Origin of the sequence: Comamonas sp. CMM03 (assembly GCF_019218715.1) — a bacterium.
Lineage (GTDB): Bacteria > Pseudomonadota > Gammaproteobacteria > Burkholderiales > Burkholderiaceae_C > Comamonas > Comamonas terrigena.
Genome location: NZ_JAHUXB010000004.1, coordinates 367,112 through 391,629 on the forward strand (window position 1 = coordinate 367,112; position 24,518 = coordinate 391,629).

A 24,518-nucleotide genomic window follows, 5' to 3' on the forward strand; every position below is an offset into this window, starting at 1 on the left:
AAGGACTTTGAAAGCGATAGCATGACATGCATGTCAAGAGACGATTTCCAGCCTTTTCCTGCGGCGATGCCGCCCTGGCACAGCTGCGGTGCAGAGCATGTGGCGGTGTACGGCACGCTGCGCGAAGGCGGCAGCAATGACATCCGGCGCTTTCAGCCCGGCATCGCGCAGGTGGGTACCACCTGGCTGCAGGGCAGCTTGTGGGACATGGGCCAGTGGCCCGGACTGCAGCTGGATGGCTGCGGCCCGGTGCTGGCCGAGGTTTACCCCTTGCATCCCGCGCTGGAGCAGCAGCTGGACCGGCTGGAAGACATCTGGCCGCAGGATCTGGGCCAGTACCGCAAGCGGCTGCTGACCCAGACCGTGCAGCAGGGGGATGGGCTGGTCGTGACCTGCCGCATGATGGTGTATGAAGCCCTGCCGCAGGCCCTGGCCCGCTGCCCGCGCGTGCCCGCCGGTGACTGGCTGGCGTGGTTCAGGGCGGGCAAGCCGCAGGGCTAGGCAGGGCATGCGCGGCCCTCAGAACAGGAAATAGCGCTGCGCCATTGGCAGGCTGTGCGCGGGCTCGCAGGTCAGCAGGTCCCCGTTGGCACGCACGGCATAGGTCTGGGCGTCCACTTCCATATGGGGGGCCAGGTCGTTGTGGACCATGTGCTGCTTGCGCACGCCGCGAATGCCTTTCACGGCCGACAGCGTCTTGTGCAGGCCGAAGCGCTGGCCAATGTCCGCGGCCAGACCGGCTTGCGAGACAAAGGTGAGCGAGGTCCTGGCGATGGCGCCGCCAAAGCTGCCGAACATGGGCCGGTAGTGCACCGGTTGCGGCGTGGGGATGGACGCATTGGGGTCGCCCATGGCGGCCATGGCAATGAAGCCGCCTTTCAGGATGCAGGCGGGTTTGACCCCAAAGAACGCGGGCTTCCACAGCACGATGTCGGCCCATTTGCCCACTTCGATGCTGCCCACTTCGTGGCTGATGCCGTGGGCGATGGCGGGGTTGATCGTGTACTTGGCGATGTAGCGCTTGACGCGGAAGTTGTCGTGGCGCGCGCCGTCACCTGGCAGTGCACCGCGTTGCAGCTTCATCTTGTGCGCGGTCTGCCAGGTGCGCAGGATCACTTCTCCCACACGGCCCATGGCCTGGCTGTCGGAGCTGAACATGCTGATTGCGCCAATGTCGTGCAGGATGTCCTCGGCCGCAATCGTCTCCTTGCGGATACGGCTTTCGGCAAAGGCCAGGTCTTCGGCAATGCCCGCATCCAGGTGGTGGCAGACCATCAGCATGTCGACGTGTTCGTCCAGCGTGTTGATGGTGTAGGGGCGTGTGGGGTTGGTGGAACTGGGCAGCACGTTGGCCTCGCCCACCACCTTCAGGATGTCGGGCGCATGGCCGCCGCCCGCGCCTTCGGTGTGGAAGGTGTGGATGGTGCGGCCCTTGAAGGCGGCCACGGTGTCTTCCACAAAGCCGGACTCGTTCAGCGTGTCGGTGTGGATGGCCACCTGCGTGTCGGTCTCCTCGGCCACGGTCAGGCAGTTGTCGATGGCCGCGGGCGTGCTGCCCCAGTCTTCGTGCAGCTTCAGGCCGATGGCCCCGGCACTGATCTGCTCGTGCAGGCCCTGCGGCAGGCTGGCATTGCCCTTGCCCAGAAAGCCCAGGTTCATGGGGAAGGCGTCGGCGGCCTGCAGCATGCGTTCCATGTTCCAGGGACCGGGCGTGCAGGTGGTGGCAAAGGTGCCGGTGGCCGGGCCCGTGCCGCCGCCGATCATGGTGGTCACGCCACTGGTCAGCGCCTCTTCGATCTGCTGTGGTGCGATGAAGTGGATGTGGGTGTCGATGCCGCCCGCGGTGACGATCAGTCCCTCGCAGCTGATGATCTCGGTTCCCGGGCCGATGATGATGTCCACACCCGGCTGCGTGTCCGGGTTGCCCGCCTTGCCGATGGCGGCAATGCGGCCGCCCAGCAGGCCGATGTCGGCCTTGACGATGCCCCAGTGGTCGATGATCAGCGCATTCGTCAGCACCGTGTCCATGGCGCCCTGCGCGCGGCTGCGCTGGCTTTGCGCCATGCCGTCGCGGATGGTCTTGCCGCCGCCGAATTTCACTTCTTCGCCATAGCCGCCTGCGGCCAGCGTGAAGTCCTTTTCGACTTCAATCAGCAGCTCGGTGTCGGCCAGGCGCACGCGGTCGCCCACGGTGGGGCCAAAGGTTTCGGCATAGGCGCGTCGGTCCATCTGTGCCATCACAAGTCTCCCTGTACCAGGCCGCGAAAGCCGTAGATTTTGCGGTCGCCGCCCATGTCCACCAGTTCCACCGTGCGTTGCTGGCCCGGCTCGAAGCGCACGGCCATGCCGCTGGCGATGTTCAGGCGCATGCCGTGTGCGGCGTCGCGGTCGAAGGACAGTCCCGCATTGGTTTCGGCAAAGTGGTAGTGCGATCCGACCTGGATCGGGCGGTCGCTGGCATTGCGCACCACCAGGGCCACGGTGCGGCGGCCCGGGTTGAGAGGGTGGGCACCCTCGTCCAGTAGCAGTTCTCCGGGGATCATGCGGGCCTCCGGTTTATGCCAGCTTGGTCAGCATGAAGGCACCCAGGGCCGCAGTGGCCCCGCCGCCGAGCTTGGCAGCCCACTGGTGGCGCTGCATCACGGCCTTCCCCAGCACCATGCCGCAGACATGCAGCAGGCCCGATCCCAGCGCAATGCCGGTCAGGGCACCAACCGCGGCCCAGCCCGTGTCCCCCGCCAGCTCAAAGCCGTGGGCGGCGCCATGGAAGAAGGCAAACACGCCGGCCAGCGCGGCGGCCAGCACCCAGGGCATCTTCTTTTGCACGGCCACCAGCAGGCCCAGCACCAGCACGGAGGCTGCAATCATGGGCTCCACGCCCGGCACCCACAGGCCGGCAAAGCCCGCCAACGCACCGGCCACCAGCAGTGCGACAAACGCAGCCGGCGCGCGCCAGGCGGGCGTGACGGTCAGTGCGCTCCAGGCGCCCACTGCCAGCATCGCGGCCAGGTGGTCGGCGCCGGTGAACGGGTGGGCAAAGGCATGGCTCATGCTGTCCAGGAAATTGTGGTGACCGCCGCCATCCGCGCCCACATGGGCCAGGGCGGATAGGGGCAGGGCAGTCGCTGCAGCGGTCAGGGTGGTGAGGAGGTGTTTGGTTTTCATGGCAGTCTGGGCAAGAAGGGGAGAGCCGGCTGGCGAAAGGGCAAATGGCGGCGCAGGGGGCGGTGCAATGTGCGGTGCAGTGGGGGCGGTCGTGGCGGCGCTCAGACGATGGGGTCGTGCACCGTGACCAGCTTGGTGCCATCGGGGAAGGTGGCTTCGATCTGGATGTCGGGAATCATTTCCGGCACCCCTTCCATCACATCGTCGCGCGTCAGCACCGTACGGCCTTCGCTCATCAGCTGCGCCACCGTCTTTCCGTCGCGCGCACCTTCCAGCACATAGGCGCTGATCAGGGCCACGGACTCGGGGTAATTCAGCTTGAGTCCCCGTGCACGGCGCCGCTCCGCCAGAAACGACGCAGTGAAGATGAGCAGCTTGTCTTTTTCGCGAGGTGTGAGTTCCATGCCCACAGGCGATGCAAGCGCTGTGCCAAGTGCTGCACCGCTTTGGCGAAGCCTGTGTGCACAAAAACAGTGCAATCAAAGGGTTGCCTGCTTTTGGTGCATGCATGGTTGTGGTGCATGCGCGAGATCGGGGGGAGGCTGGGCGAAGGCATGCCGCAGCGGCGCAGGCGGGTCGCGCACCTGCCGGGCGCCATGGTGGCGGCGTGTGCATGCGGCGCGGCATGAAAGCTGCAAGCGTGGGCCTCCATGGCCCGTCCCCCGCTGACCACTGTTGCTGACAACCCCCCTGCAGCCGCGGCCGAGCTGGCTGTGGCGGCGCCTGCCGCGCAGCAGGTGGTCAAGGTGCGCCGCGACTACAACACCTGGGTGGCGACGGAGACCTTGGAAGACTACGCGCTGCGCTACACCCCGCAGCGCTTTCGCAAATGGTCCCATGCACGTGTGGCGCACACCGCCTTCGGTGCGGCCTCGTTCCTGATTCTGGAGGCCGTGGGCGCCACGCTGCTGGTGCAGTACGGCTGGGCCAATGCCTTCTGGGCGATCCTGGCCACGGGGCTGATCATCTTTGCGGCCGGTCTGCCCATCAGCATCTACGCCGCGCGCTACGGGCTGGACATGGACCTGCTCACGCGCGGTGCGGGCTTTGGCTATATCGGCTCCACCATCACCTCGCTGATCTACGCCAGCTTCACCTTCATCTTTTTTGCGCTGGAGGCGGCGGTCATGGCCTATGCGCTGGACCTGGCGCTGGACATCCCGCCGGCCTGGGGCTACCTGGTGTGTGCGCTGCTGGTGATTCCGCTGGTCACCCACGGGGTGTCCATCATCAGCCGGCTGCAGGTGTGGACCCAGCCGCTGTGGCTGGTGATGCTGGTGGTGCCGTTTGTCTATGTGGCCATCAAGCAGCCCCAGGTGTTCAGCGAGGTGCTGCACTACGGCGGCGAGCGCAATGCCGGCGCCGGCTTCAGCCTGCCGCTGTTCGGCGCCGCGCTGACCGTGGGCATTGCCCTGATCACGCAGATGGGCGAACAGGCCGATTACCTGCGCTTCATGCCCCAGCCCGTGCCCGGCCAGCGCGGGCGCTGGTGGGCGGGGGTGCTGCTGGGCGGGCCGGGATGGGTGGTGCTGGGCGTGGCCAAGATGCTCGGCGGGGCGCTGCTGGCCTACCTGGCCATTTCCCACGCCGTACCGGCCGAACATGCGGTGGACCCGAACCAGATGTACCTGGCCGCCTACGAGAACGTGTTTCCCCATTACAGCTGGGCGGTGGCGGCCACGGCGCTGTTTGTGGTGATCTCCCAGCTCAAGATCAATGTGACCAATGCCTATGCCGGGTCGCTGGCGTGGAGCAATTTCTTCTCACGCCTCACGCACAGCCATCCTGGCCGGGTGGTGTGGGTGGTGTTCAACACCTTCATCGCCTTCATGCTGATGGAGATGAACGTCTTCCGCGCCCTGGGCGAGGTGCTGGGCCTGTATTCCAATCTGGCCATCGCCTGGATCATGGCCGTGGTGGCAGATCTGGTGATCAACAAGCCGCTGGGCCTGTCTCCGCCGGGGATCGAATTCAAGCGCGCCCACCTGTACGACATCAACCCCGTGGGGGTGGGCGCCATGGCGCTGGCGTCCTGCCTGTCGATCGCCGCGCACCTGGGGGCTTTCGGTCCGCTGGCGCAGGCGTTCTCGGCCGTGATCGCCATGGTCGTGGCCCTGGTCAGCGCACCGCTGATCGCCTGGGCCACCCGGGGCCGCTACTACATCGCGCGCAGCGCGCAGTCGGGGGGCGTCAGCTGCGCGCAGTGCAGCGCCGGCGGTACCGCCACGGCCACCGCCACCTTGCGCTGCACGGTGTGCGACCGCAGCTACGAGGCGCCGGACATGGCGCATTGCCCGGCCTATGGCGGCCACATCTGCTCGCTGTGCTGCACGCTGGATGCACGCTGCGGCGATGTCTGCAAGCCGCAGGCCCACCTGGCCGTGCAGTGGCGCAGCGCCCTGCGCTGGCTGCTGCCCCGGCCGCTGTGGCAGCTGCTGGACAAAGGCCTGGGCCACTTCCTGCTGCTGATGCTGGTGATCGCCCCGGTGCTGGCCGCCGTGCTGGGGCTGCTCTACCACCAGGAGCTGCAGACGCTGGAGCGCGCGGCATCGCCCGCCACGGTGCAGGCAGCGGCGGCCTCGGTCCGGGCCACCTTGCTCAAGGCCTATCTGGGTCTGCTGCTGATCGCCGGCATCGTGGCCTGGTGGCTGGTGCTGGCCCAGAAAAGCCGGCGCGTGGCGCAAGAGGAATCCAACCGCCAGACCGGCCTGCTGGTGCGGGAAATCGCCCTGCACCAGCAGACCGATGCCGAACTGCAGGCCGCCCGCAAGCTGGCCGAAGAAGCACGCGCCATTGCCGAAGCCGCGCGCGAAGCCGCCGACCAGGCCAATCAGGCCAAAAGCCGCTACCTCAGCGCCATCAGCCACGAGCTGCGCACGCCCCTCAACAGCATCCTGGGCTATGCGCAGCTGATGGGGGCGGACAACAGCGTGCCGCCGCACCGCCAGCACGCGGTGCAGGTGATCCGCCGCGGCGGCGAACACCTGCTGTCGCTGATCGAAGGCACGCTGGACATCGCCCGCATCGAATCCGGCAAGCTGGCACTGCAGGTCGCGCCCATGCGCTTTGCCGAAGGCATGCAGTCCCTGGCCGACCTGTTTGCGCTGCAGGCCCAGGCCAAGGGCCTGGATTTCCACTACGACGTCCAAGGCAGCCTTCCGGCGGTGGTGCGGGCGGATGAAAAGCGCCTGCGCCAGATCGCCATCAACCTGCTGGGCAATGCCATCAAGTTCACCACCCAGGGCAGCGTGACGCTGCAGGTGCGCTATGCGCGCCAGATGGCGACGCTGCGCGTGATCGACACCGGCCCCGGCATGGAGCAGGACGAGCTGGTGCACATCTTCGAGCCCTTTGCACGCGGCAGCAGTGCAGGGGGCACGGGCGGCGCCGGCCTGGGCCTGACCATGGCCAAGATGCTGACCGAACTGATGGGCGGCGCGCTGACGGTGGAAAGCCGGGCCGGCGCCGGGGCCTGCTTCCAGGTGAGCTGGTTTCTGCCCTCGGTCGACGACATGGCCGCAGTCGCTGTGGCGCCGTTGCGGGTTCCGGTGGGCTATGCCGGGGAGCGCCGGCGCGTGCTGGTGGTGGACAACGAAGAGGCCGACCGGGGCGTGCTGCTTCAGCTGCTGGCCCCGCTGGGGCTGGACGTGCAGCTGGCTGCCAGCGGCCATGCGGCGCTGGCCCTGGTGGCCGAAGGCTGGGTGCCGCATGCCGTGTTCATGGACCTGGCCATGCCCGGCATCGACGGCTGGGAAACGCTGCGCCGCCTGCGTGCCATGCACGGCAGTGCCATGGCCTGCGCCGTGGTCTCGGCCAATGCCTTCGACCGTGAACTGCCCAATGATGTGGGCATCACCCCCCAGGACTTTCACACCAAGCCCGTGCGCCACAGCGAACTGCTGCTGTGGCTGGGCCGCAGGCTGCAGCTGTCCTGGCAGTACGCGGATGAAACACCGCTTGCGCAGGCGACCCCGGCTCCTGCACCGGAAACGGTCCGTACGGACGGGGCGCCGGCGGCCATGCCCCTGCCGGCTGCGGAGCTGGGCATGGATAGGGAAATTGGCATGCATGTGGACCTGTCCGCGCTGCGCCAGGCCGTGGAGCTGGGCTATGTGCGCGGCGTGCGCCAGGCCTTGCAGGCCCTGGAGGCCGCCCATCCCCAGCATGCGGTGCTGTGGGCGCAGTTGCGCAGCATGGCGCAGCAGTTCGATCTGGAAGGCATGGCGCAGCTGCTGGGGCAGCCGCCGCTGCAACGGAGGGCCGCCGCATGAGTGCGCAAGACGACGTGGTGCTGATCGTGGACGATGTGCCGGACAACCTGGCCGTGCTGCACGATGCGCTGGACGAAGCCGGCTACACCGTGCTGGTGGCCCTGTCAGGCGAACAGGCGCTGCAGCGTGCGCTGCAGGCCCAGCCGGACATCGTGCTGCTGGACGCCATGATGCCGGGCATGGACGGCTTTGAAGTGGCCCGCCGGCTGAAGGCGGATGCACGCACCGCGCCGATTCCCGTGGTCTTCATGACCGGGCTGACCGAGACCGAGCATGTGGTGGCGGCGCTGGCCGCCGGTGGTGTGGACTATGTCACCAAGCCCCTGAAGCCGGCCGAGGTGCTGGCGCGCATGGGCGTGCACCTGGCCACCGCCCGCCGCGCACGGCAGCAGACTCAGCAGGCCCTGCAGGCCCGCAGCGCCCTGGATGCCTTTGGCTACGCCAGCATGACGGTGCGCGTGGGCGACGGGCGGGTACTGTGGCACACCCCGCTGGCGCGCACCCTGCTGCAGCGCTACGGCGGCCTGGGCCTGCCCGTGGTGCCGGCGGCCGTGCAGGAATGGATGGCGCGCCAGCATGCCGCCGTGGTGGCTGGCGGCGCCGGCGAGCCGCCGCGCATGGCGCTGACTGCGGTGCAGCCTGTGGCGGAAGGCGGCGCCGACGGCCGCCTGCTGCTGCACCTGCACCCGCCGATGGAAGAAGGCGAAGCGGGGGAACTGCTGGTGGTCATGCGCGAGGAATCCGGCAGCGCCGCCATCGCCCTGCTGCGCGACGCCTTTGCCCTGACCGGCAAGGAAGCCGAGGTGCTGTACTGGGTGGCGCAGGGCAAGATCAACCGCGACATTGCCGACATCCTGGGCAGCAGCCCGGCCACGGTGAAAAAGCACCTGGAACGCATCCACACCAAGCTGGGGGTGGAAACGCGCACCGCGGCCGCGGCATCGGCGCTGGGGAGGCTGCGCCAGGGCGGTTAGGTGGGCGAGGGAGCGGTGGGCGGCCGTGGCGTACGCCATCCGGCGTATATACGCCAGCCGGGCGGATTTTTAGCATGCAGGTCATGGTGATTGCACTGGCCGCTGGCACAGGCAGCACCACCCCCTTATCCAAGAGAGGAGTTCCTTCATGCCCCGTCGTTTCACCCTCAAGACCCTGGCCGCTGCCGCAGCAGTCGCCGGCATCGGCTTCACGGCCCTGTCCGCCCAGGCCGCCGATACCATCAAGGTGGGCGTGCTGCACGCGCTGTCGGGCACCATGGCGATTTCGGAAACCGCGCTGAAAGACATGGCCCTGATGACCATCGAGGACATCAATGCCAAGGGCGGCGTGCTGGGCAAGAAGCTGGATCCCGTGGTGATCGACACCGCCTCCAACTGGCCGCTGGCCGCGGAAAAGGCCAAGCAGCTGGTCAGCCAGGACAAGGTGGCGGTCACGTTCGGCTGCTGGACCTCGGTGTGCCGCAAGTCGGTGCTGCCGGTTTATGAAGAAACCAACTCCCTGCTGTTCTACCCCGTGCAGTACGAAGGCGAGGAACTCTCCAAGAATGTGTTCTACACCGGCGCAGCGCCCAACCAGCAGGCCATTCCCGCAGTGGAATACCTGATGGGGGATGACGGCGGCAACGCCAAGCGCTGGGTGCTGCTGGGCACCGACTATGTCTATCCCCGTACGGCCAACAAGATCCTGCGTGCCTTCCTGAAGGCCAAGGGCGTGGCCGACAAGGACATCATGGAGGCCTACACCCCCTTCGGCCACAGCGACTACCAGACCATCGTGGCGGACATCAAGAAGTTCGCTGCCGGCGGCAAGACGGCGGTGGTCTCCACCATCAACGGCGACTCCAACGTTCCTTTCTACAAGGAGCTGGGCAACGCCGGCATCAAGGCCACCGATGTGCCCGTGGTCGCCTTCTCGGTGGGTGAGGAAGAGCTGCGCGGCCTGGACCCCAAGCCCCTGGTGGGCCACCTGGCGTCGTGGAACTACTTCATGAGCGTGAAGAACCCCACCAACGACGCCTGGATCAAGCAGTGGTCGGCCTACGCCAAGGCCAAGAAGCTGCCCGGCCAGTCCACCAAGCCGCTGACCAATGACCCGATGGAAGCCACCTATGTCGGCATCCACATGTGGAAGCAGGCCGTCGAGAAAGCCAAGTCCACCGATGCGGACAAGGTGATCGCCGCCATGGCCGGCCAGACCTTCAAGGCGCCCAGCGGCTTCACGCTGACCATGGATCCCAAGAACCACCACCTGCACAAGCCCGTGCTGATCGGTGAGATCAAGGCCGACGGCCAGTTCAACGTGGTGTGGAAGACCAAGGGCCCGATCAAGGCCCAGCCCTGGAGCCCCTACATCGAAGGCAACGACAAGAAGAAGGACGAGCCCGAGAAGAAATAACGCGGCCGCCGCAGGGGTGCGTGCCTGGTGTGCACCCCCGGCGGACATCTGCGGTTTCCTCCACGGCCCGTCCTGTGCGACGGGCCGTTGTCACAACCAGACAGGCAAGAGTTTCTATGTTGTTCAGAATTTTGCGCACGATCCGGCCCTTGCTGGCAGCCGCTGTGGCCTGCGGCGCGCTGTGGCAGGCCCCGGCCCAGGCCCTGACGGCCGAGCAGGCGCTGGCCATGGCCGACGGCGACAACGCCTCGCGCGTGGCCGCCATGGCCGATGCCGTGGCCCATGGCGATGGGCAGCGCACCGCGGATTTCCTGCAGGCCATGCAGGACGGTGAGGTCCAGATTGCCGCAGGGCGTGCATTCATCGTGCGTGCCGGGCAGGGCGTGGACCCTGTCACCGGCCAGCCCGTGGCCGTGCCCGAAGGGGCCGAAGACGTGGGCACCAACAACCGCATCCGCCGCGAAATCGGCAGTGCGCTGGCCTCCCTGAATCTGCTGGTGGGCGACGAGGCCACGCGGCTGGACGCGGCGCGCGCCATGCTCAAAGGCGCCACCCCCGACCGCCTGCCGCTGCTGGACAAGGCCATGGCCCAGGAGCGCAGCGCGGCCGTCAAGGCCGAGCTGGAGCTGGCCCGCTCGGCCGCCCAGCTGGGCAGCGAAGACCCCGCCCAGCGCATCAAGGCTGCGGCCCAGCTGGCGCAGCGTGCCACCCCGGCCACGCGCCTGCTGCTGAACGAGCGGCAGGCCCAGGAAACAGATGAGAAGGTGCAGCTTGCGCTGCAGCGCGCACAGGCCGAGGTGGCCGACAAGCTGGCCTGGGGCGAACGCCTGGGCGTGGCCTTCACCGGCGTGAGCCTGGGCACCATCCTGCTGCTGGTGGCGCTGGGCCTGGCCATCACCTACGGCCTGATGGGCGTGATCAACATGGCCCACGGCGAGCTGATGATGATCGGCGCCTACGCCACCTACCTGGTGCAGGGCGTGTTCCGCAGCTACCTGCCCGAATTCTTTGACTGGTATCTGCTGGCCGCCGTGCCGGCGGCCTTTCTGGCATCGGCCCTTGTGGGCGCCATCATGGAACGCGGCGTGCTGCGCTTTCTGTACGGCCGCCCGCTGGAGACCTTGCTGGCCACCTGGGGCATCTCGCTGGTGCTGATGCAGCTGGTGCGCTCCACCTTTGGAGCGCAGAACGTGGCTGTGGAAAACCCGGTGTGGATGAGCGGCGGCCTGCAGGTGTTGCCCAATCTCACCCTGCCGTGGAACCGGCTGGTCATCATCGTGTTCGCGTTTGCGGTGCTGGCCGGCGTGGCCTACCTGATCGCCCGAACCCGCATGGGCTTGTTCGTGCGCGGCGTCACGCAGAACCGCCCGATTGCCTCGTGCATGGGGGTGAACACCGCACGGGTGGACACCATGGCGTTTGCACTGGGCAGCGGCATCGCCGGGCTGGCCGGCTGCGCCCTCAGCCAGGTGGGCAATGTGGGGCCGGACCTGGGGCAGAGCTACATCGTGGACTCGTTCATGGTGGTGGTGCTTGGTGGTGTGGGCCAGCTGGCTGGCACCGTCTACGCCGCACTGGGCCTGGGCCTGCTGAACAAGTTCCTGGAAGGCTGGACCGGTGCGGTGCTGGCCAAGATCGCGGTGCTGGTGTTCATCATCGCCTTCATCCAGAAGCGCCCGCAGGGCATCTTCGCCATGAAAGGCCGTAGCGCGGAATGACCATGCAGTCATCCCCTGTGCTCTGGTGCCGCTTCCCCTCGCAAGGGGCAATCGCCCCGCTGCAGCGCGGCGCCTGCGCGCTGTCTGCGCCGAACGCGGGCGGCCTCCCATGCTCCGCCAAGGACCACTGATATGACGACATCTTCCTTGAAAACGAATGTGCTGCTGCCGGCCTCGTCCCTGCCGGGGCGTAGACCGTTGCTGAGCAAGGCCGGCTGGTCGGCCTTCATGCTGGCGCTGATCGCCGTGTGTGCGCTGGCACCGGTGCTCAACCTGTGGGTGCCCGAAGGCAGCGCCCTGCACCTGTCGGATTACGCCGTGCGCCTGCTGGGCAAGATCATGTGCTACGCGATCTGCGCGCTGGCCATGGACCTGATCTGGGGCTATACCGGCATCCTGAGCCTGGGCCACGGCCTGTTCTTCGCGCTGGGCGGCTATGTGATGGGCATGTACCTGATGCGCCAGATCGGCACCGACGGCAGCTACCAGAGCAGCCTGCCCGACTTCATGGTGTTCCTGGACTGGAAGGAATTCCCCTGGCACTGGGCGCTGTCGGACAGCTTTGTGGCCACGGTCATCCTGGTGCTGGCCGTGCCCGGCGTGCTGGCCTTTGTGTTCGGCTGGTTCGCCTTCCGCTCGCGTATCAAGGGCGTGTATTTCTCCATCATCACGCAGGCCATGACTTATGCGGCCATGCTGCTGTTCTTCCGCAACGAAACCGGCTTTGGCGGCAACAACGGCTTCACCGACTTCAAGCGCATCCTGGGCATGCCACTGGCCACGCAGGAAATGCGCATGGCATTGTTCGTCATCACCGGCTGCACCTTGCTGGGCTTCTTCCTGCTGGCGCGCTGGCTGGTGGGCAGCAAGTTTGGCCGGGTGCTGCAGGCCATCCGCGATGCGGAGACGCGGGTGATGTTCTCGGGCTACTCGCCGCTGCAGTACAAGCTCACCATCTGGGTCATCAGCGCCATGATGTGCGGCGTCGCTGGTGCCTTGTATGTGCCGCAGGTGGGCATCATCAACCCCGGCGAAATGTCGGCCGCCAGCTCGATCGAGATCGCCATCTGGGCGGCCGTGGGCGGGCGCGGCACCCTGGTCGGCCCCATTGCCGGCGCGTTCGTGGTCAACGGCGCCAAGAGCTGGCTCACGGTGGTGGCGCCGGAATTCTGGCTGTACTTTCTGGGCGGCCTGTTCATTGTGGTGACGCTGTTCCTGCCCGATGGCATTGCCGGACTGGTGCGCAAGCTGCGTCGCCGCAAGCTGGTGGACAGCAGCAAGAGCAGCAAGAGCAGCAAGAGCAGCAAGAGCAGCAAGAGCAGCAAGAGCAGCAAAGAGGAGGGCCGCGCATGACGCCCGATCTGATGGAAGAAGGCACGCGCCGCATGCAGGCGGTGGCGGTCAAGGCGGCGCAGGACACGGAGTCCGGCGGGCGCAAGGCGGGGTACTCGCGCATCGCCACGCCGGGCGAGGTGGACACCACGCACGGCCGCATCCTGTACCTGGAGGACGTGCATGTCAGTTTTGACGGTTTCAAGGCCATCAACGGCCTGAACCTGGACATCGCCCCGGGCGAGCTGCGCTGCATCATCGGCCCCAATGGCGCGGGCAAGACCACGATGATGGACATCATCACCGGCAAGACCCGGCCCGACCGCGGCACCGTGTTCTTCGGCTCCACCATTGACCTGCTGCGCCACAACGAGCCCCAGATCGCCCAGCTGGGCATCGGTCGCAAGTTCCAGAAACCCACGGTCTTCGAGCAGCTCACGGTGTTCGAGAACCTGGAGCTGGCGCTCAAGACCCACAAGGGGGTCAAGCACAGCATGTTCTTCCGGCTCGACAGCACGCAGAGCGACCGCCTGGCCGAGGTGCTGCACACCATCCACCTGGCGGGCAGCGTGCACCGCATGGCCGGCGAGCTCAGCCACGGGCAGAAGCAGTGGCTGGAGATCGGCATGCTGCTGATGCAGGACCCCAAGCTGCTGCTGCTCGATGAACCGGTGGCGGGCATGACGGACGACGAAACTGCGCGCACGGCCGAGCTGTTCCTGCGCCTCAAGGGCCAGCATTCGCTGATGGTGGTGGAACACGACATGTCGTTCATCGCCACCATCAGCGAAAAAGTGACCGTGCTGTGCGACGGCAGCGTGCTGGCCGAAGGCACGCTGGCCCAGGTACAGGCCGATGAGCGCGTGATCGAGGTCTACCTGGGGCGCTGAGACGCTGCTATGAATATGGAGAGCGTGCAGACGCTCCGGAAATGGATGGAACCCGATGCTTGAAGTTCGCAACCTGCACCAGTACTACGGCGGCTCCCACATCCTGCGCGATGTGAGCGTGCAGGCCGTGCCCGGCAGCATCACCGTGCTGCTGGGCCGCAACGGCGTGGGCAAGACCACGCTGCTCAAGAGCCTGATGGGCCTGGTGCCGATCAAGAGCGGCACCATCAGCTGGAACGGCAAGCTCATCCAGGGCATGACGCCGTACGAGCGCGCGCGCAGCGGTATCGGCTTTGTGCCCCAGGGGCGCGAGATCTTCGGCCGTCTGAGCGTGGAGGACAACCTGCGCATGGGCCTGGCCTACAAGAGCGGTCGCACGCCGATTCCGCAGGATCTGTATGCGCTGTTCCCGGTGCTCCAGCAGATGCTGCACCGCCGCGGCGGTGACCTGTCCGGCGGCCAGCAGCAACAGCTGGCCATTGCCCGTGCGCTGGCACCTGCGCCGGGGCTGCTGATTCTGGACGAGCCCACCGAAGGCATACAGCCCAGCATCATCAAGGACATCGGCCGCGTGATCCGCATGCTGGCCAAGGAGCGTGGCATGGCCGTGCTGCTGTGCGAGCAGTACTACGACTTTGCCGAGGAACTGGCCGACCACTACCTGGTGATGGAGCGCGGCGAGGTGATTGCCAGCGGGCCGGGCAGCGAGATGCAGGAAAAAGGCATCCAGAAGCTGGTGGCGATCTGAACGTCAGATGCGGAGGCCCTGGGGCCCGGCGTCTGCGGCACCATGAAAAAAACGACCGCCATAGGAGGTCGTTTTTTGTCGGTCCGGGGTACGGAGGACGGTCAGTCCGCCGTGGCGCCCGAGGCCTTGACGGCGGCGCCCCACTTCTTGATGTCCGCGCTGATCAGCTTGGCGAACTCGCCGGTGGACATGCCAAACGCGTCGGCGCCCAGTTCGGAGATCTTCTGCTTGACGTGGTCCTGTGCCAGGATGTCCTGCACATACTTGTTCATGCGCTCGGCCAGGTCCTTGGGCAGGCCCTTGGAGCCGATCATGCCGTACCAGGGTTCCACCTCGAAGTTGGTGAAGCCCAGCTCATGCAGGCTCTTGACGCCGGGGAACTTGGGCGAGGCGTGCTTGCTGGTGATGGCCAGGGCCTTGAGCTTGCCGCTATCGATCTGCGGCTTGAGCGGCACTGGGTTGTCGATGGCGTACTGGACCTCGTTGGCCATCACGGCCACCACCAGCGGGGCCGAACCCTTGTAGGGCACATGGGGCACCTTGATCTTGGCCTCGGTGTTGAACATCTCGGCAATCATGTGCTGGGGCGAACCGGCGCCGGCCGAGCCGAAATTGATCTTGCCGGCCTTGGCCTGGGCGATCAGTTCCTGCACGTTGTGGATACCCGACTTGGGGCTGGTCACCAGCAGGAACGGGGCCTTGGCGATGGTGGTGATGGGCGTCAGATCCTTTTCGGGGTGGTAGGGCACGCTCTTGTACAGCGAGGGCGAGATCACCACCGGGCTGCTGGAGCCCACCAGGAAGGTGCCGCCATCGGGCTTGGCACGGCTGACATAGGCGGTGGCGATGTTGCCATTGGCGCCGGCCTTGCTTTCCACGATCACATTGGCGGTGATGCGCTTTTCCAGTTCCATGGCGATGATGCGCGCCAGCATGTCGCTGGTGCCACCGGGGGCATAGGGTTGCACCAGGGTGATGGTCTTGACGGGCCAGGGGTCCTTGGCATGGGCCAGGGGGGCCAGGGCGGCAGTCAGACTCAGGGCGACCGTGGTGGCCAGGATGGTTCGGCGGAACATGTCCACTCCTTCTCACTCTGCCCGCAAAGGCGGGCGTTTTTTGGAAGCGCGATGGCACCGCACAGGCCGTGTGGCAGGCTGGGACCGGGGCTGGCAGTGCGCCAGCCGGGAGTCAGTCGCCACAGTGGGCAGGGGCAGCAGGCACCGCTCTGTCGGGGGGCCCCAGAATGGGGCGGGCGCCGTAACGCCAGTTTCATTTGGTTGTTATATGGTTATCCCTTAATTGTTAACCCTTGAGTCACCACTTTTCTGACAAAAACATGAAAGCGCTTGAAAAAAGGTGCTGCCGCGGAGTGAGCGCTTCGCTGAGTTTCGGTGGGCGCTGGCGGAACGTGGGTGCCAGCATCTGGCAGGGCGCAGCCGGGCTGGGCGCACTGCGCACCGCCGTGGGGAGTACGGAGGCAGGCACCAGCGCATCGGGCCGTGGGAGCGCGGTGGCCGCGGTGGCCGCGGTGGCGGGCAGACTGCAACCGGTGTTGGATTCCGGTTTCAATGCCCCAGTCTTGCCTTGCATCAATTTCTATTCAGATGGAAATTCCATAGAATTTACAAATCGAAACTTTTGCGGATCAGCGCGCGTCCACTCGCCTTGGCGGCGGTGGGGCCGGGTGAGGAAGTGTGATGGAGTATTTCAGGGCACCCGCGTTCTGCCACCGTACCAGGGTGATGACGGACCCGGGAGGGATTGTGTGCCTGTGTGGCAAATCGCTGGACCTGCACCGTGCCTGGCAGCAGGGCATGCCGGGCGCAGATTCGCAATGCGTGCATTGCCGGCGCTGCTATGACAGCCGCGCGCAGCTGATCTCGGCCCGCCGCCAGTCCGGCTGCCATCACCTGCCGCAGGCCCCGCAGCAGCTGCAAGGGGCAGTGGCTGCCGGTGTGCGTTCGCGCCAGCTGTGGCGTGAGAGTGCTCTGCCCGCATGGGGCGCTGCTGCACCGGTGTGCAGCCCTTCCGTTACCGATTCCTCTTCTGCAGATCCCATGCAGCGCGCTTCCTGAAAGCCCTCTTTCCTTTTTTCCTCCCGCTGCTTCGCCTTCTTCTTTTCCCTGACACCATCCGGCGGGCTTTGCCGCGCCACTCTCTTTGCCATGCGCCAGAACCTGCCTGTCACCCTCCACGAGTTCCAGTTTCCCGATGACGAGCTGCTGATGTCCACCACGGACAGCCAGGGCAACATCACCCACTGCAATGCCGCCTTCGTGCGTGTCAGCGGCTTCAGCATGGAAGAGCTGATGGGCCAGCCCCACAGCCTGGTGCGCCACCCTGATATGCCGGCCGAAGCCTTCCGCGATATGTGGGCCACCATCGGCCACGGCCGCAGCTGGAAGGGCATCGTCAAGAACCGCCGCAAGGATGGCGGCTTCTACTGGGTCCACGCCCACGTCACGCCCATCATGCAAGGCGGCAAGCCCGTGGGCTATATGTCGGTGCGGGCCAAGCCCACGCGCGAACAGGTGCAGGCAGCCGAGCAGCTCTATGCCCGCCTGGCGCAGGAGCGGGCCAAGGGCCAGCCCGGCATGGTGCTGCATGCCGGCCATGCGCGCCTGCTGGGGCTGCGCAATCTGTTCGGAAAAATGCAGCGCGCCAACTTCACGCTGCGCATCGCCGCCGTGGTCCTGCCGCTGCTGCTGATGGGCTGCCTGCCCGCCGTGCTGGGCTGGACCGCCGCATGGCAGGTGGGGCTGCAGGCCGCCGCCATGGTGCTGTGGAGTGCGCTGGGCCTGGGCTGGCTGCACCGCACCCTGACGCAGCCTTTTGCGCTGACCCACCGCTTTGCCAAGCAGCTGGCCAGTTGCGAGCTGGACCGCCGGCTGCCGCTGGTGCCGGGCCGCCATCCGATGGCGCTGCTGATGGAGCACCTGCACCAGGTGCATTTCAATCTGCGGGCCATCGTGGGCGATGCGCGCCACGAGATCGACAGCTTCAGCCACCTCTCGCGCGATCTGTCCGGCAGCGCCCGCAGCCTGTCCGAGCGCACCGAACTGCAGGCCGAGCGCCTGCAGCAGACGGCTGCCGCCATGACGCAGCTGGCCGGCAGCGTGGAGCAATCCCAGCAGACCACAGAAGAAGTGCTGCAGCAAAGCGGCAAGAGCGCCGAGCTGGCGGAACGTGGCGGCCAGGCCATGCAGAAGGTGGAGGACATGGTGCACCAGCTGCGCGATTCGTCGCAGCAGATGGGGCAGATCATCACCACCATCGAAAGCATTGCCTTCCAGACCAATATCCTGGCGCTGAATGCGGCGGTCGAAGCCGCGCGCGCCGGCGAGCAGGGGCGCGGCTTTGCCGTGGTGGCCGGCGAGGTGCGCACGCTGGCGCAGCGCAGCGCCGAAGCGGCCAAGGAAATCAAGCGGCTGATCTCCGGCTCCAACGACCGCATCCACCAGGGGGCGGAGCGCATGCAGGAAGCCAGTGCCACCATCTCCCAGGCGGTGCAGTCGGTGGCCCAGGTCAGCCAGCTGGTGCAGGAAATTGTGGAAACCTCGCGCGAACAGGCCCTGGGCATTGCGCAGGTGGACCGTGCGATTGGCGAGCTGGATGCGGTCACGCAGGAGAACGCCCGCATGTCCGAGGTGTCAGCCCATTCCGCCGGCCACATGAGCAGCAACGCCGGTGTGCTGCACCGCACACTGGAAGTGTTCCGCATGCGCTGATGGCCGGTGTGCGGCATGGGCGCCATGCCGCCTTCCGGCTGTGTAAGCGGCAGCGCTGGGCACCACCCAGCGCGGAAAGCGTTTCGCGTTCTACATGGACCAGATGCGGGGCAGCGGGGCTTCCCGCTCCCACAGCAGCCGGCGCCACAGCGCCCAGACCTGCTGCCACAGCTGCATCAGCGGCTCCACCAGCGGGGCCAGGCCGCGCAGCACCAGCACATGGTCGTTGGGGCTGGTGACCCCGCACCACGGGCCCTGGGGGTGGCTGGCCAGCAAGGCGTGTGTGGCTTCCTGCACCTGTTCCCGGCGGGCACGGGACAGGGGGCTGCCGCAGGCAAACACCAGGCTGCCCAGGCAGCGCTGGCCGGCCAGGCCCAGCGGGCCATCCAGCAGCGGCCCATCGTCGGCGCGGATCAGCCCGCGCTCCAGCCAGCGGCCGGGCCATTCCATGTGCTGCAGGAATTCACCGCGCAGCCAGGGCGCCTCGGCGTGGGGCAGACCCAGGGCCGTGATGTCCCAGGCCAGCAGTTCGGCGCCGGGGGCCAGATCCAGTTCCAGCTGGTTGCGGGCCAGGCAGCCGTTGTAGGCAATGGCTTCCAGCGGCAGCCATTCCAGGCGGGCACCGGCATCCAGCCGCAGGCGCGTGCGTTGCAGTGCCGGTTCGCCTTCGCTGCGGTAAAAGCGCGTGGCGCCCGGGGTGGTGACCAGGGCGTGGGCACCGGCTCCGGCGTGCACCTGGATGTCCAGGGTGTCCCCGCCCACCAGCCCGCCAGGCGGATGGACCAGCACATGGTGGCAGATGGCAGGGCCTTCGGGGTAGAGGCTGCGCAGCACGCGCAGCGGGCCGTCGTGGGTGAAATGCGCGGCCGTGCGGCCGGCGCGGTGGTGGTAGTCGAGGGAGAGGTGGGCGTGCCATGGCATGGTCAAGCTGCAAGCAGACACTGTGCCAACTTGGTGCGTATGCCCGTCAGCGCTGCACCATGGCGGCTGGACTGCTCACCGAAGCAGAGCAGGGCCAGCCGGTGTGGATATCAGGAGGAGGGCGGGAACCAGCTGTCCTCGTACACCGCCAGGGCTTCGTTGACCAGGGCCGGGCCGATGCAGGTGATGGCATAGGTGGCGTTGTCGAACACGGTGTGGCAGTCCAGTGTGCTGCCGCGCAGGTCGGGCCGGATCTGCAGCAGCCGCGTATCGTCCAGGCCAAACACCACGCGGCCGATACCGGCGTTGCAGATGGCGCCGGCGCACATGGCGCAGGGCTGGGCCGACGCATAGAGCGTGGCACCCGCCAGCAGCTCGGGCGCCACACGGGGGTTGCCCAGCTGGCGCACGGCATTCATTTCCGCATGGCCGGTGCAGTCGCCCGTCTCGCGGGTGTTGCTGAAGGCCTCGGCCAGGATGCGCCCATCGGCGGCCACCACCACGGCACCGAAGGGCCGGTTGCCGCGGGTGCGGGCCGCATTCGCCCAGACAAAGGCCTGCCGCAGGTATTTGGCATCGGTCGCGGACAGAGGCTGTCCTTCGGGGGGGCGGTCATCCATCATGGGTGCTGCGAGCATGCGCGCCTCCTGGGCGGGTGCGGGTAACAAGGCCGCCTGGGCACAGGCGGGGTTACCAGAGCTATTGCATGTCGCATGCCAGAAACGACTTCTTACATACGCGCCAGGAAGGGCGGCGGGACAGGAGGCGGACGGCGGCCGTGCGACGGCAGGGGGTGAGCGCCGTCGGCGCAGTGCAGATGCGCTGTGCCTGCTATGCAAATCAAAGCGTTAGCTGCGCCGGAACACACTGCCGGCACAACGCCTGCAGACGGGTCTCATGCCGCTGCCGGCGCATCGACATCGGTGGTGACAAACACTTTCTTCACGCGGTCGTCCACTTCCCAGTGGCCGCTGAAGCCGTCGGGCAAGACAAAGCTGTCACCCGCCTGGAAATGGTGCACGCTGCCATCCGGGTCCACCAGGCGGCAGCTGCCTTCGACGATGTGGCAGAACTCGATATAGCCCTGGATGTGGGAGCGGAAGGCCCCGGCCGTGGCTTCCCAGACGCCGGCATTGGCTTTGCCGCCGTTGCCGCTGAACACGTCCAGCGTCTTGTAGGTGGTGTCACCGCGCAGCGGGCGGCTGGGCTGGCCGCTGCGGGCCTGGGACAGGTCGCTGGGGTCGATGCGCACCAGCTTGACAGGAGCGGTGGGAGCGGCGGGGGCGGTGGAAAAGGGGGCAGAGGCAGTCACGGCAGGCATCCAGAGCGGGGCAAGCTGCGCATGGTACAGAGTGCCGGGGGTGCCCAAGGCCGCCAGCCATGTGGGGCATGCGGCTTTGGCCCTGCCCATGCAAAAAGGCCTGCCACCAGGGCAGGCCTTTGCACGTGGCGCGGGGGACCACTCAGTGGTTGTTGGCGCCGCGGTGGGCCCAGGCGGTGGTGCGCTTTTCCACCAGGCTGAACAGCTCGTACATCACCATGGCCATGGCCCCCACCACCAGCAGGCCGGCAAACGCCAGGCCCATCTGCATGGACGAGCCGGCCGAGATCAGCAGGTAGCCAATGCCTTCGTTGGCCGCCGTCATCTCCGACACCGTGGTGCCCACAAAGGCCAGCGTGATGGCGACCTTGAGCGAGCCGTAGAAGTAGGGCAGCGAGCGCGGCAGACCCACCTTCATCAGCACATCCCAGCGCTTGGCGCCCAGCACGCGCAGCACGTCTTCCAGCTCGGGCTCCAGCGTGGCCAGGCCGGTGGCGATGTTGACCATGATGGGAAAGAAGCTGATCAGGAACGCCGTCAGGATGGCCGGGCCAATGCCGATGCCGAACCACACCACCAGAATCGGCACGAAAGCCGCCTTGGGCAGGGCGTTGAAGGCGGTCATCAGCGGGTAGACGGCGGCGTAGGCCAGGCGCGAGCTGCCGATCAGAAAGCCCAGCAGCACGCCGACCACGATGGCGATGCCAAAGCCGGCCATCGTCACCCAGAAGGTGCGCCAGGCGTGGCCGGCGATCACGGCGTGGAATTCCAGGAATTGCTGCAGGATCAGCCAGGGGCTGGGGAAGATGAATTCCGACACCTGGAAGGCCGAGCAGACCACCTGCCACAGCACGATCACGGCGAGCAGCAGCAGCCAGGGGGACCAGCGTTCCAGCAGTTTGTTGTTCAGTTTGTTCATGGCAATGTCCTGGGCGCTTATTGGTTGATCACGGCGCCGTCTTTGCGCAGCGCGCCGATGTGGCCGCGCAGCTCCAGCACGATGTCGGTGAATTCCTTGGTGTAGGTCAGCTCCAGGTCGCGCGGGCGGGGAAAGTCGATCTCGCGGCGCACCACAAAGCGGCCGGGGCTCTTGCTCATCACGTACACGGTGTCGGCCAGGAAGACCGATTCGCGCAGGTCATGCGTCACCAGAATCACGTTGAACTGCTGCTCGGCATGCAGGTCGCGCAGAATGCACCACAGCTCTTCGCGGGTGAAGGCATCCAGCGCACCGAAAGGCTCGTCCAGCAGCAGCATCTTGGGTTCATGGATCAGCGCACGGCAGATGCTGGCGCGCTGCTGCATGCCGCCCGACAGCTGCCAGGGAAACTTGTCTTCATAGCCGCCCAGGCCCACTTTCTTCAGCAGGTTGCGGGCGCGTTCTTCGTATTCCTTGCGCTTGGCCTTGAACTGGCTGCGGTGGGGCTCCACGATCTCCAGCGGCAGCAGCACGTTGTCCACCGTGGTGCGCCAGGGCAGCAGCGAGGGCGACTGGAAGGCCATGCCCGAGATCTTCAGCGGGCCGGTGACGGGCTGGCTGTCGATCAGGATCTTGCCCATGCTGGGCATGCGCAGGCCGGTGGCCAGCTTCATGAACGTCGATTTGCCGCAGCCCGAGGGGCCGACGATGGCGATGAACTCGCCACGGCGCACTTGCAGGTCAATGGCCTCCACCGCGAAATGGTTCTGGGCCAGCAACTCGTCGTTGTAGGCCAGCCAGACGTCACGGAAATCAACAAAGGCGGGGTCTTGGGAGGAAGCCGTCATAGGAATCACTTCAAAGGTCGGTGCCGGGCGGCGCATGCATGGCTGCCCGGCATCCGGGTTTAGCGCTTGGGAAGCACGTCCAGTTCGGCGGCAGAGGGCAGGAAGCTGCCGTTCCACACCGCGTTGGCGGGCACCGGGTTCTTGGTGGCATAGGCCTTGGAGACCTGCTCGGCCATCTGGGCCAGGCGTTCCTTGCGCAACTGGCCAAAGCCTTCGTCGCGTGCACCCTTGCTGTCGATGGCGGTGTCAATCGTCAGCTTCAGGCGCTTGACCTCGAGTGCCGTGTTCACCAGGCCGTCCTTGGCCTTCATCGAGGCGATGGCGGCTTCGGGGTTGGCAATGGCTTCCTTGGCGCCCTTGGCAAAGGCTTTCAGGAAGGCGCGCACGGCCTCGGGCTTTTCGGCGATCAGCTTGGGGCTGGCGATGATCACATTGCCGTAGAGCTGCACGCCGTGGGTGGCATAGGGCAGCACCACGATGTCTTCGCGCTTGACGCCACGGGTCTCCAGATTCAGCAGGCTGGTGAAGGTGTAGCCGGTGACGGCATCCAGGTCGCCGCGCGCCAGCATGGTCTCGCGCAGCGGCGGGTCCATGGTGGTCCACTGCACCTCGCCCACCCCATTGGCCTGGGCAAAGATGGGGAAGGTGCGGCGGCCGGCATCAAAGATGGGGGCGCCCAGCTTTTTGCCGGTCAGGTCGGAGGCCTTGGTGATGCCGGATTTCTTCAGCGCCATCACCGAAGCCGGCGTGGTGTTGTAGATCACCATGATGGCCACGGGCTTGATGGGCGCGTCCGGGTTGTTGGCGTGGAACTCCATCAGCGCGGCCAGGTCGGCAAAACCCAGGTCGTGGGTGCCGGAGGCCACGCGCTGGATGGCGCCTGCGCCGCTGGCGGCCTCGACGTTCACATCCAGGCCGGTTTCCTTGAAATAGCCTTTCTGTTCGGGGTGCACGAACAGGGCGGCCGGGCCCTCGAAGCGCCAGTCCAGCTGGAACTTGAGCGGGGTCAGTGCCGGGCTGGCGGCGACAGCCCAGGTGGTGGCGGTGGTGGCCAGAACGGCCATGGCGCTACGCAGAAAGGAACGTTTGTTCACGGTGCAGATTCCAATGAGGGAGAGTCATTGCCCCTGGGCAGACACCGCAGTGGTGTCTGCCCAAGGGGGCGTGGTTTACTTCTTGGGCAGCACGTCCAGCACGGCGGCGGAAGGCAGGAAGCTACCGTTCCACACGTCTTCGGCTTTCACGCGGGTCTTGGTGGCGTAGGCGTCGGAGACCTGCGAGGCCATCAGCGTCAGGCGGCTGTTGTCCAGGCGGCCAAAGCCTTCCTTGCGTGCGTCGGGGCTGTTGACCACGGTGTCGATGGCCAGCTGCAGGCGGCGGGTTTCCAGCGCCACATTGGCGATGCCGTCACGGGCCTTGACCGACTGGATGGCCTCGGCAGGGTGGGCCATCACGTCCTTGGCACCTTGGGAAAAGCCGGTCAGGAACTTCTTGATGGCTTCGGGGTTTTCCTTGATCAGCTTGGGGCTGGCGATGATCACGTTGCCGTACAGCTTCACGCCGAAGTCGGCGTAGGGCATGACCACCACATCCTGGGCCTTGGCGCCGCGCGCTTCCAGATTCAGCAGGCTGGTGAAGGTGAAGCCGGTGATGGCATCCACATCACCGCGCACCAGCATGGTTTCGCGCAGCGGAGGGTCCATGGCCGTCCAGGCCACATTGCCCACCTTGTTGGCCTTCTCGAAGATGGGGAAGGCCTTGCGACCGGCGTCGAACACCGGGGCGCCCAGCTTCTTGCCCTTCAGATCGGCGGGGGTCTTGATGCCGCTCTTCTTGAGCGCCATCACCGACGACGGCGTGTTGTTGTAGACCACCATCACGGCCACGGGCTTGTTGGGCGCGTCGGGGTTGTTGGCGTGGAATTCCATCACTGAGGCCAGATCGGCAAAGCCCATGTCGTAGGTGCCCGAGGCCACGCGCTGCACGGCACCACCGGAGCCATTGCCTGCATCCACCGTCACATCCAGGCCCTGGCCCTTGAAGTAGCCCTTGGCCACCGGCTGCAGGAAGAAAGCGGCCGGGCCTTCAAAGCGCCAGTCCAGCTGGAACTTGATGGGCGTGTCGGCGGCGTGGGCTGCGCCCCAGGCCAGGGTCACAGCAGCTGCGGCGGCTTTCAGGAAAGAACGTTGGTGCATGGATGCTCCTCACTTCATCGGTTGCAAAAGGGGTCTGCAGCCTTCAGTGCAAGATCGGTGCCATGTGTATA

At 66.4% G+C, this 24,518-nt stretch carries 21 protein-coding genes; 9 read left to right on the forward strand and 12 right to left on the reverse strand.

Going from position 1 to position 24,518, the window contains the following annotated elements; genetic code table 11:
* Positions 1-30: 30 nt before the first annotated feature.
* Complete coding sequence (locus KW830_RS15565; RefSeq protein ID WP_255578458.1) at positions 31-501, forward strand: gamma-glutamylcyclotransferase; 471 nt, start codon at positions 31-33, stop codon at positions 499-501.
* An 18-nt stretch (positions 502-519) separates the two neighbouring features.
* On the opposite strand, the gene ureC is transcribed toward KW830_RS15565, so the two are convergent.
* The 4 genes from ureC to KW830_RS15585 form a co-directional block, all read right to left on the reverse strand.
* A complete protein-coding gene (ureC, locus tag KW830_RS15570; protein WP_218333654.1) occupies positions 520-2,238 on the reverse strand; it encodes an urease subunit alpha in 1,719 nt (572 codons plus the stop codon).
* Positions 2,238-2,543, reverse strand: coding sequence for an urease subunit beta (locus KW830_RS15575; protein WP_066536775.1), 306 nt, complete (start codon positions 2,541-2,543; stop codon positions 2,238-2,240). Before KW830_RS15575 ends, ureC begins: the two co-directional genes overlap by 1 nt.
* A gap of 13 nt (positions 2,544-2,556) precedes the next feature.
* Positions 2,557-3,165, reverse strand: coding sequence for a HupE/UreJ family protein (locus KW830_RS15580; RefSeq protein WP_218333655.1), 609 nt, complete (start codon positions 3,163-3,165; stop codon positions 2,557-2,559).
* Between the two features lie 101 nt (positions 3,166-3,266).
* Positions 3,267-3,569, reverse strand: a complete 303-nt coding sequence (locus KW830_RS15585) for an urease subunit gamma (RefSeq protein ID WP_066536769.1) — start codon at positions 3,567-3,569, stop codon at positions 3,267-3,269.
* Positions 3,570-3,815: 246 nt separating this feature from the next.
* On the opposite strand from KW830_RS15585, the gene KW830_RS15590 reads away from it, so the two are divergent.
* The 7 genes from KW830_RS15590 to urtE all read left to right on the forward strand — a co-directional run bounded on the left by KW830_RS15590 (position 3,816) and on the right by urtE (position 14,515).
* Positions 3,816-7,436 carry an ATP-binding protein gene (locus tag KW830_RS15590; RefSeq protein WP_218333656.1) on the forward strand — a complete coding sequence of 1,207 codons (3,621 nt, stop codon included), beginning with the start codon at positions 3,816-3,818 and terminating at the stop codon, positions 7,434-7,436.
* The gene (locus KW830_RS15595; RefSeq protein WP_218333657.1) at positions 7,433-8,410 is read left to right on the forward strand and encodes a response regulator transcription factor; all 978 of its coding nucleotides are present in this window, start codon (positions 7,433-7,435) and stop codon (positions 8,408-8,410) included. The genes KW830_RS15590 and KW830_RS15595 overlap by 4 nt, the downstream gene beginning before the upstream one ends.
* 148 nt (positions 8,411-8,558) lie before the next feature.
* Positions 8,559-9,827, forward strand: coding sequence for an urea ABC transporter substrate-binding protein (gene urtA, locus KW830_RS15600; RefSeq protein WP_218333658.1), 1,269 nt, complete (start codon positions 8,559-8,561; stop codon positions 9,825-9,827).
* Between the two features lie 116 nt (positions 9,828-9,943).
* On the forward strand, positions 9,944-11,545 hold the full coding sequence (gene urtB / locus KW830_RS15605; RefSeq protein ID WP_218333659.1) for an urea ABC transporter permease subunit UrtB: 1,602 nt from the start codon (positions 9,944-9,946) through the stop codon (positions 11,543-11,545).
* A gap of 132 nt (positions 11,546-11,677) precedes the next feature.
* On the forward strand, positions 11,678-12,898 hold the full coding sequence (gene urtC, locus KW830_RS15610) for an urea ABC transporter permease subunit UrtC (RefSeq protein WP_218333660.1): 1,221 nt from the start codon (positions 11,678-11,680) through the stop codon (positions 12,896-12,898).
* Positions 12,895-13,767: an urea ABC transporter ATP-binding protein UrtD gene (urtD, locus tag KW830_RS15615; protein ID WP_218333661.1), complete on the forward strand. Its 873-nt coding sequence runs from the start codon at positions 12,895-12,897 to the stop codon at positions 13,765-13,767. Before urtC ends, urtD begins: the two co-directional genes overlap by 4 nt.
* Positions 13,768-13,822: 55 nt before the next feature.
* Positions 13,823-14,515 (forward strand): urea ABC transporter ATP-binding subunit UrtE, encoded by a 693-nt coding sequence (gene urtE / locus KW830_RS15620; protein WP_218333662.1) that lies wholly within the window; start codon positions 13,823-13,825, stop codon positions 14,513-14,515.
* Between the two features lie 101 nt (positions 14,516-14,616).
* Here urtE and KW830_RS15625 read toward each other — a convergent pair whose 3' ends face one another.
* Entirely contained in the window at positions 14,617-15,591 is a 975-nt protein-coding gene (locus KW830_RS15625; RefSeq protein ID WP_218333663.1) for a tripartite tricarboxylate transporter substrate binding protein, read from the reverse strand.
* 1,089 nt (positions 15,592-16,680) lie between these two features.
* On the opposite strand from KW830_RS15625, the gene KW830_RS15630 reads away from it, so the two are divergent.
* On the forward strand, positions 16,681-18,243 hold the full coding sequence (locus KW830_RS15630; RefSeq protein WP_218333664.1) for a PAS domain-containing methyl-accepting chemotaxis protein: 1,563 nt from the start codon (positions 16,681-16,683) through the stop codon (positions 18,241-18,243).
* Positions 18,244-18,333: 90 nt separating this feature from the next.
* Here KW830_RS15630 and KW830_RS15635 read toward each other — a convergent pair whose 3' ends face one another.
* The 7 genes from KW830_RS15635 to KW830_RS15665 all read right to left on the reverse strand — a co-directional run bounded on the left by KW830_RS15635 (position 18,334) and on the right by KW830_RS15665 (position 24,447).
* A complete protein-coding gene (locus KW830_RS15635) occupies positions 18,334-19,164 on the reverse strand; it encodes an urease accessory protein UreD (RefSeq protein ID WP_218333665.1) in 831 nt (276 codons plus the stop codon).
* Between the two features lie 110 nt (positions 19,165-19,274).
* On the reverse strand, positions 19,275-19,802 hold the full coding sequence (locus tag KW830_RS15640) for a nucleoside deaminase (RefSeq protein ID WP_225608723.1): 528 nt from the start codon (positions 19,800-19,802) through the stop codon (positions 19,275-19,277).
* A gap of 257 nt (positions 19,803-20,059) precedes the next feature.
* Positions 20,060-20,476, reverse strand: a complete 417-nt coding sequence (locus tag KW830_RS15645) for a cupin domain-containing protein (RefSeq protein WP_370626142.1) — start codon at positions 20,474-20,476, stop codon at positions 20,060-20,062.
* A gap of 151 nt (positions 20,477-20,627) precedes the next feature.
* On the reverse strand, positions 20,628-21,404 hold the full coding sequence (locus KW830_RS15650) for an ABC transporter permease (RefSeq protein ID WP_172591775.1): 777 nt from the start codon (positions 21,402-21,404) through the stop codon (positions 20,628-20,630).
* Positions 21,405-21,421: 17 nt separating this feature from the next.
* Positions 21,422-22,252, reverse strand: a complete 831-nt coding sequence (locus tag KW830_RS15655) for an ABC transporter ATP-binding protein (protein ID WP_066536706.1) — start codon at positions 22,250-22,252, stop codon at positions 21,422-21,424.
* A gap of 59 nt (positions 22,253-22,311) precedes the next feature.
* On the reverse strand, positions 22,312-23,346 hold the full coding sequence (locus tag KW830_RS15660) for an ABC transporter substrate-binding protein (protein ID WP_066536701.1): 1,035 nt from the start codon (positions 23,344-23,346) through the stop codon (positions 22,312-22,314).
* A gap of 75 nt (positions 23,347-23,421) precedes the next feature.
* Complete coding sequence (locus tag KW830_RS15665; protein ID WP_218333667.1) at positions 23,422-24,447, reverse strand: ABC transporter substrate-binding protein; 1,026 nt, start codon at positions 24,445-24,447, stop codon at positions 23,422-23,424.
* Positions 24,448-24,518 lie beyond the last annotated feature (71 nt).